This is a genomic window from Devosia sp., assembly GCF_030689745.1.
GTDB lineage: Bacteria > Pseudomonadota > Alphaproteobacteria > Rhizobiales > Devosiaceae > Devosia > Devosia alba.
This window is the reverse complement of record NZ_JAUYGL010000054.1, coordinates 1-6,476: the sequence shown is the minus strand read 5'-3', so window position 1 is coordinate 6,476 and position 6,476 is coordinate 1. Positions and strand designations below refer to the sequence as shown.

General features: G+C 60.2%; 6 protein-coding genes. 1 reads left to right on the top strand and 5 read right to left on the bottom strand.

Going from position 1 to position 6,476, the window contains the following annotated elements:
- The 5 genes from Q8O80_RS04920 to Q8O80_RS04900 form a co-directional block, all read right to left on the bottom strand.
- Nucleotides 1-501: transporter substrate-binding domain-containing protein (locus Q8O80_RS04920; protein ID WP_305577537.1), on the bottom strand; the 501-nt coding region annotated here is incomplete at its 3' end.
- A 126-nt stretch (nt 502-627) separates the two neighbouring features.
- Nucleotides 628-1,335 carry an amino acid ABC transporter ATP-binding protein gene (locus Q8O80_RS04915; protein ID WP_305577539.1) on the bottom strand — a complete coding sequence of 236 codons (708 nt, stop codon included), beginning with the start codon at nt 1,333-1,335 and terminating at the stop codon, nt 628-630.
- A gap of 98 nt (nt 1,336-1,433) precedes the next feature.
- A complete protein-coding gene (locus Q8O80_RS04910; protein WP_305577535.1) occupies nt 1,434-2,561 on the bottom strand; it encodes an amino acid ABC transporter permease in 1,128 nt (375 codons plus the stop codon).
- 10 nt (nt 2,562-2,571) lie between these two features.
- Nucleotides 2,572-3,762, bottom strand: a complete 1,191-nt coding sequence (locus Q8O80_RS04905; protein WP_305577533.1) for an amino acid ABC transporter permease — start codon at nt 3,760-3,762, stop codon at nt 2,572-2,574.
- Nucleotides 3,763-3,881: 119 nt separating this feature from the next.
- Entirely contained in the window at nt 3,882-4,901 is a 1,020-nt protein-coding gene (locus Q8O80_RS04900; protein ID WP_305577531.1) for an amino acid ABC transporter substrate-binding protein, read from the bottom strand.
- Nucleotides 4,902-5,121: 220 nt separating this feature from the next.
- On the opposite strand from Q8O80_RS04900, the gene metC reads away from it, so the two are divergent.
- Complete coding sequence (metC, locus tag Q8O80_RS04895) at nt 5,122-6,309, top strand: cystathionine beta-lyase (RefSeq protein ID WP_305577529.1); 1,188 nt, start codon at nt 5,122-5,124, stop codon at nt 6,307-6,309.
- The last annotated feature ends 167 nt before the right edge of the window (nt 6,310-6,476 follow it).

Genomic DNA, 6,476 nt, shown 5'->3' with positions numbered 1-6,476 from the left:
CTGGTTGGCGAAGAAGAATTCCTCAATGCGTTCGAGATCATCGCCGCCATCAATCACGCAGATGCGGACATCGTCCAGTTCGAATGCCGACACCAGTCCCCGCGCCTGTGGCACCAGGAATGCCTGGCCATCAAAGAAGGCCGTACCGACATAGCGGGCACCGTATAGCGTGTCCCGCCGCGCCGTCCAGGGTCCATTGCGGGTCAGCACATCGACCGCTTCGGTCTGCAGATGCGCGAACCGGGCCTCCCCGCGCAGGGAGTGAAACTCAATGCGATTGGGATCACCAAACACCGCTGCGGCGATAGCCCGGCACAGATCAACATCAAAGCCGGACCAGCGGCCATCGGCATCGATCTGGGCAAATCCGGGGAGTGGATTGGTGGCGCCGCAAATGAGAAAGCCGCGTTCGCGCACGGCGTCGAGCGTCTGCGCCGCCGCGGGACTGACGGTCAAACCCAACACCCAGCCAATGGCTGCCAGCACCGCTGACAATCGCATGAAAAATCTAGCCAATCTGGTCGTTCCCTTCGCTCGCCTGCCCATATTGGCAGGCGGCAGGGTGCGGTCAAGCCATGCCAGGGCGATTGCCCCGGCCAATTTGCCTGGACAACCCGATAGTGGCCCTCAGTGCAGGATCTGGCTGAGGAACAGCTTGGTGCGCTCGTGCTGCGGATTGGAGAAGAACTGCTCTGGCTCGTTCTGCTCGATGATCTGGCCCTGATCCATAAAGATCACGCGGTCGGCGACCTGACGGGCAAAGCCCATCTCGTGCGTGACGCAAATCATCGTCATGCCTTCTTCGGCCAGGCTGATCATGACATCGAGCACTTCCTTGACCATTTCGGGATCAAGCGCCGAGGTTGGCTCATCGAACAGCATGATGCGCGGCTGCATGCACAGCGAGCGGGCAATTGCCACACGCTGCTGCTGGCCGCCGGACAACTGGCCGGGGAACTTGTTGGCCTGCTCGGGGATCTTGACCCGCTCGAGATAGTGCATGGCAGTCGCCTCGGCCGCGGCCTTGGGCGTGCCCCGCACCCAGATTGGTGCCAGTGTCAGGTTCTGCAGGATGGTCAAATGCGGGAACAGGTTGAAGTGCTGAAACACCATTCCTACTTCGCGGCGCACCTCGTCTATGCGCTTGAGATCGGCGGTCAGTTCAACGCCATTGACGATGATCTGGCCTTCCTGGTGCTCCTCGAGGCGGTTGACGCAGCGGATCAGCGTCGACTTGCCGGAGCCCGACGGCCCGGCAATGACGATCCGCTCGCCGTCCCCCACCGTCAAATTGATGTCACGCAGGACGTGAAAGTCACCGTACCATTTATGCATGCCAATGATTTCGATCGCTGGCTTGGTACTGGTGGCCTTGTCTTGCCGGGTGGCCTGCCCTGAGGCTGCGGTAGTCTGTGAAGGTTCGGACATGAAAACTACCTCTTATGGCCGGTATTGAGACGGCGTTCCATGAACATGGAATAGCGCGACATGGAGAAACAGAATGCCCAGAAGACAATGGCGGCAAACAGGTAACCAGTGGTTGCCGTGTTGGCGGATTGCCACTCCAGCGCGGAGTCGTTTTTGGTTTTGACGGCTTCGAGCAGGTCTTTCATGCCCACGATGTAGACCAGAGAGGTGTCCTTGAAGAGCGCGATGAAGCTGTTCACGATACCGGGGATCACATGCTTGAGCGCCTGGGGCAGGATGATGAAATACATCCGCTGCCAATAGCCCAGGCCCAGCGATGCAGCGGCCTCATACTGGCCACGCGGAATGGCCTGCAGCCCCCCGCGCACCACTTCGGCCAGATACGCCGAGGTGAACAGGGTGACGCCCACCAGGGCCCGCAGCAATTTGTCCACGGTCATGCCCTGCGGCATGAACAGAGGCAGCATGATCGAGGCCATGAACAGAATGGTAATCAGCGGCACCGAGCGGATCAGCTCGATAAAGGTAACGCAGATGGTCTTGATCACCGGCAAGGTGGACTGCCGCCCGAGCGCCAGCACGATGCCCAGCGGGAACGCCAGGGTAATGCCAACCACCGAGATAATCAGGGTAACCAGCAGTCCGCCCCACTTTTCGGTTGGCATTTCCGACAGGCCGAATACGCCGCCGGCCAGCAGGAAATACGCCACCACCGGATAGACAAACAGGAACAGCAGGGCATTGATGCGCTTGAACGGCAGTTTGGGGATCAGCAAGGGTACGAACAGCAAGGCACCCAAAGCAAAGACGATGTTGGGGCGCCAGAGCTGGGGGATGTCGTAGAAGCCGTAGATGAAGAATTCCATCTCGTTGTAGACGTAGGCCCAGCACGCCCCGGCCGTAATGGCACGGCATTCCTCGACAGTGCCCATCGGACCAACGGCGTGGCCGAGGACAAAGTTGAAGAATGGCGGCACCACCCAGAGCAGAAACAGCACGCCGAACGCGGTCAGCAGCGCGTCCATTGGCGTGGCGAACAGGTTCTTTTTGGCCCAGACAACGGCCCCGCTGGTGGGGTTGGGGGCCGGTTTGGCGGCGACCAGTTCAGAACGAACATATCCAGTATCGGTCATGGCTGGTCTCCTACCGCTCAACCAGGGTGACGCGGGCGTTGTACCAGTTCATGATCGCCGAGGTCAGCAGTGACAAGATCAGATAGACCAGCATGGTCAGTGCGATACACTCGATGGCCCGACCTGTCTGATTGAGCGCAGTCCCTGAGAACACATTGACCAGTTCGGGGTAGCCAATGGCCGCGCCAAGCGACGAGTTCTTGGTCAGATTGAGATATTGGCTGGTCAGTGGCGGTACGATGACGCGCATGGCCTGCGGCACGATGACCAGGCGCAGCCGGTCACCTTCCTTGAGCCCCAGCGACTGCGCCGCTTCGGTCTGCCCGTGGTTGACTGCCTGGATGCCGCCGCGGACGGTCTCGGCGATGAACGACGCGGTGTAGATGCTCAATCCGAACAGCAGCGCCAGAAACTCCGGCGGCAGTTGTACCCCGCCCTCGAAGTTAAAGCGCCCCAGCACCGGCGGATCGAACGCCACCTGCGCGCCGCTGATCAGCCAGACCAGGGCAGGCAGGACCAGCAGCACGGCAAGGGAGGTCAGAAACACCGGAAAGCGCTGGCCCGTAGCCTCCAGACGCTTTCGCGCCCAGCGGCGCAGAACCAGAACACCCACGATCGCCACGGCAAGCCCAATCCAGACAAAACCGAACTGCGCATCTGGCAAGGGTTGCGGGAAGAAAATGCCGCGCTGGTTGATGAAGGAATCCAGCGGCAATTCGTAAGAGTCGCGAACGGCTGGCATGGTCTTGAGGACGGCAAAGTACCAGAAGAACAGTTGCAGCAGCAGCGGAATGTTGCGGATGGTCTCGACATAGACCGTGGCCAGGCTGGAGATAATGAAGTTGCTGCTCAGCCGGGCAATGCCAATGGTAAATCCGAGAATGGTTGCGACGACTATGCCGATAAAGGCGACCAGCAGCGTATTGGTGATGCCGACCAAGAAGGCCTGCCAGTAAGTGGATGCGCGGGACCAGGGCAGCAGCGAAAAGCTGATATCGAACCCGGCCGTCTTCCAGAGAAAGTCAAAGCCGGTCGTCTTGTTCTGGGCAGCCAAATTGGCCGCGGTATTGCCGATGATCCAGGCAATGAATGACACCAGGATCAAGCCGACCACGATCTGGTAGACAATGCCGCGGATTACGGGATCGTTGAAAAAGAAGGTCCTGGGGGCCTCAGTGGGCCCCGCGTCAAGCGCAGTCATGTTGTTGGTCCCCGGGCAGCATGCAAGCACGGCTGTTCCATGCGTCGCCGCGATGGCGACAGCTGACGGAACAGAAGGCCCGGTGCCCCCGTCGTGGGAGTACCGGGCCGATGCCTATTTTAGCGGACTGGCGGAGCGTACTGGATGCCACCGTCTTTCCACAGGGCATTCAGACCGCGCTCAAGGCCAATCGGGGTGGCTGGGCCAACGTTGCGCTCATAGGTTTCGGCGTAGTTACCGACCAGTTTGAGGATCTGGTAAGCCCAGTCCTTGGTCAGGCCGAGTGGCGTACCGAAGTCGCCTTCAACGCCAAGCAGGCGCTTGATGGCCGGGTTGTCCGAACCGAGCATCTCGTCGACATTAGCCTGCGAAACGCCGAGTTCTTCAGCTTCGAGCAGGGCAAAATAAGTCCAGCGGGCGATATTGAACCAGATATCGTCGCCCTGGCGCACAACCGGACCAAGCGGCTCCTTGGAGATGATTTCTGGCAGGATGACGTGATCATCAGGCACAGCGAACTTGGACCGTTCTGCAGCAAGGGCTGAAGAGTCGGTGGTGTAGACGTCGCAACGACCGTCTTCATAGGCCTTCACCACTTCGTCCTGATCAACGAACACGACGGTGTTGAATTCCATGCCGTTGGTGGCGAAATAGTCAGCCGCGTTCAGTTCGGTCGTGGTGCCGGCCTCCACGCAGATAGCTGCGCCGGAAAGGTCGAGACCCGAGGCAATGCCGTCGGCCTTGCGGACCATGAAGCCCTGGCCATCATAGAACATGGTGCCAACAAAGTTGATACCAAGCTGGGTATCGCGGCTCATGGTCCAGGTGGTGGTACGCGACAGCACGTCGACTTCACCGGCCGATAGCGCGGTGAAGCGTTCCTGGCTGGTCAACGAGGTGAAGCGGACAGCGTCGGCGTCATTGAAGATGGCTGCAGCAAGGGCACGGCAATAGTCGACTTCCAGACCGGTCCAGACATTGTTGGAGTCGGGTGCCGAGAACCCTGCCACGCCACCGGTCACACCGCACTGGATGTAACCTTTTGCGACCACGTCTTCGAGAATGCCTGCCTGAGCTGACGCCGTCGCGCCGAGACCCAGCGAGGCCGCGACTGCGATAGTTACGAGCGTTTTTTGCATTGTTGTTGCCTTTATTTCCTGACCGTGTGTCCCGTGGTGACAGGCGAACCCAATCCCCCCGGGTGGCACCTCCACTCTTTCAAGAGCAGTTGTGATGCTGCTATGCATGCAAGCGTCTCTTGCTCTTTCCGTCAAGGGTAGAACCAATCATGGGGCAGTATTACTGTCTCGTAATTGACCAAATTGTTAGTTTGACTGGATATTGAGCAGTGAGCCCAGCATGAATGATAAAAAAAGCAGCACCGCCAAGCACCAATCGGTCGAAACGGTACTGACGCACCATGGGCGGACACCCGAAGATCAGTTCGGGTTCGTCAATACCCCGGTCTATCGCGGCTCTACCGTGCTATTCAAAACCCTCGACGACATGGCTGGCCAGACGCAGCGGTTTGCCTATGGCCGCGCGGGCAATCCGACAACGGAAAGCGTCGAAGTACTGGTCAATGAACTTGAGGGCGCCTATCGCACGCGCCTCGTGCCATCAGGCCTGGCCGCCATCACCATTGCGGTGCTGAGTTGCCTTAAGGCGGGCGATGATCTGCTAATCTCCGACAGTGCCTATGAGCCGGGTCGCAGCTTTGCCGACGGGTTTCTCAAGCGCATGGGTGTCTCCACGCGCTACTACGATCCACGGATTGGCGCCGGTATCAGCGCCCTGATGCAACCCAATACCAAGGCTGTGCTGGCGGAAAGTCCGGGCTCACTGACTTTTGAGGTGCAGGATATTCCCGCACTCGCGGCAGCGGCCCATGCCAATGGCGCGCGATTGATAGTGGATAACAGTTGGGCGAGCCCGCTCTTCCATCAGCCGCTGGCGCTGGGTGCCGATCTGGTAGTGCATGCCGGCACCAAAATGTTCGTGGGGCACTCCGATGCCTTTGCCGGCACCATCTCGGCCACTGAAGCGGCCTGGCCCGAGGTCGAATCGACCCGCGCCCTGCTCGGGTTCTTCACCTCGGGCGATGAGGCATTTCTGGTTGCCCGCGGTCTGCGCACCCTGGCAATCCGCATGAAGGAGCATCAGGCGCGGGCGCTCGACATCGCCAGCTGGCTCGAAGCGCAGCCAGAAGTGTTGCAGGTACTGCACCCCGCTCTGCCGAGCCATCCAGACCATGCCCTGTTCAAGCGCGACTTCACCGGCTCGGGCAGTCTGTTCAGCGTCATGCTGGCCCCTGCCCCGCGCGCTGCCGTGGCCGCCTTCGTCGATGGGCTGGCCCTGTTCAGCATGGGCTATTCCTGGGGCGGCTTTGAAAGCCTGTGCATTCCGGTCAAGCTCGGTAGCAACCGCACCGCCAAGCCGTGGACAGCCGAAGGCAATCTGTTTCGCCTGCATATCGGGCTGGAGGGTGTGGATGACCTTAAGGCTGATCTGTCCGCCGCCATCCAACGTTACGCAGCGGCGCGCTAGGCGCGCCGCCCCACCAGCCGGCTCAGGGCCGGCAGCCCCCGAAACCGCACCGAGCCATCCGCGCGGAAGGCGAAGAGCCAGCGGCGACGGGCAAAATAGTTGCGCACGACGTAGGCGCCCAGCGTGCCAACCGCGAAACCGGCGATCACATCGGTCGGATAATGCAT